The following is a 1,785-nucleotide window of genomic DNA, read 5'->3' as shown; positions in this document are numbered from 1 at the left end:
CACCGAAAACATCAGCGCGGCGACGAACGCCCCATTGATCGCGATCGCGGCGGTGAGGCCAACGGGATTGACGCGGGTCCTTCGAGCATTCCGGTCGGCATACATGATCCGTCTCCTTCATCTCCTGGTCGTCCCGGTTCGTTCGACCGGTGATGCAAATGCTACATTATAACATTACGTCGTCAAGGGTGATTGTCGCGATCTGGACGCGACCTGGTCGTGCTCCCGCGAAGGCGGGAGCCCAGTACTGGGTCCTGGCCTTCGCCGGGACACACAGAGCTCCTAGTCCGAACCCAGCCGCCGAAGCGCGCGCTCGCGCCCGATCAGCGGCAGCAACGCCGCCATGTCGGGCCCGTGGTCGCGGCCGGTCAACGCCTGGCGCAGCGGCAGGAACAGCGCCTTGCCCGTACGCCCGGTCTCCGCCTTCAACGCGCCGGTCAGCGCATGCCAAGGGTCGGATGACCAGTCGATCGACGCCGCAACGACGCGAGCCCGGTCGAGATAGGCGCGCGCCTCGTCATCTACAGCGGGCGCGTCGATCGGTCCCTCGATCACCGGCCACCAATCGGCAGCATCGGCGACGATCGACAGGTTCGGGCGCACCGCCACCCATTCTGCTTCGCTCATTCCCACGGGCAACCGATCCTTGACCGCCATATAACCCAGCTGGTGGACGATACGCGCATTGACCTGAGCGAGTTCGGTTTCGTCGAACCGCGCCGGCGCCCGGCCGAACCGCGCGAAATCGAACGACTCGATCAGCGGCGCGGCGTCAACCAGCGGCTCGACTGGATCGCTGGTTCCGATCCGCGCCAGCAGCGCGCGGAGCGCTGGCGGTTCGATCCCTGCCGAGCGGAAATGCTCGACGCCGAGCGAGCCGAGCCGCTTGGACAATTTGCCTTCGCTCCCAACCAGCAGCGCAGCATGCGCGAAGCGCGGCGGCGCGGCGCCCATCGCTGCGAACATCTGCAGTTGGAGCGCGGTATTGGACACGTGATCCTCGCCCCGCACGACATGGCTGATGCCCAAGTCGACATCGTCGATCGCGGAGGGCAGCATGTACAGCCACGATCCGTCCGCGCGCCGCACCACCGGGTCGCTCATGGTCGCTGGCTCGAACCGCTGTGTGCCGCGGACGAGATCGTCCCACTCGATCGGCGCATCGTGATCGAGCCTGAACCGCCAGTGCGGGCGCACGCCCTCGCTTTCCAACGCAGCGCGCGCCGCGTCGCTCAGCGCCAGTGCCGCACGGTCGTACACCGGCGGCAGCCCGCGCCCGAGCTGCACCTTGCGTTTCAGCGCGAGTTCTTCGGCGCTCTCATAGGCAGGGTAGATCCGTCCCGCCGCGACCAGCGCCGCGAACCGGTCTTCGTACAACGCGAACCGGTCCGACTGGCGCGCCTCCGCATCCGGGGTCAGACCCAGCCAATCGAGATCGGCGCGGATCGCGTCGACGAACCGCTCCTCGCTCCGCTCCGCATCGGTGTCGTCGATCCGCAGCACGAACTGGCCGCCCGACTTGCGCGCGAACAGCCAATTATGGAGTGCGGCGCGGATGTTGCCGACATGAAGCATGCCGGTCGGCGAGGGCGCGAAGCGGGTGACGGTCGTCATGCCATTGTCGCATAAGCAAGCGTTGGGGCTCGGCAACCCCCTTCCGATATCCGGAACCCAGGACTAAGGCGGCGCTCCACGGGTGGGGGATGCGCGCATGAAGCTGATGACCGGCAATTCGAACCTGCCGCTCGCGCGGGAGATCGCGGCGTATCTGGAGATCCCGCTCAC

General features: G+C 66.9%; 1 protein-coding gene. It reads right to left on the bottom strand.

All coding sequences use genetic code 11. The annotated features are described in order from the left end of the window. Positions 1-282 precede the first annotated feature (282 nt). Entirely contained in the window at positions 283-1,614 is a 1,332-nt protein-coding gene (locus tag VF643_RS05195) for a glutamate--tRNA ligase (protein WP_331042312.1), read from the bottom strand. Positions 1,615-1,785 lie beyond the last annotated feature (171 nt).

The sequence above is a fragment of the Sphingomonas sp. genome, assembly GCF_036387595.1.
Classification (GTDB): domain Bacteria; phylum Pseudomonadota; class Alphaproteobacteria; order Sphingomonadales; family Sphingomonadaceae; genus Sphingomonas.
This window is presented reverse-complemented; position numbering and strand designations above follow the sequence as displayed.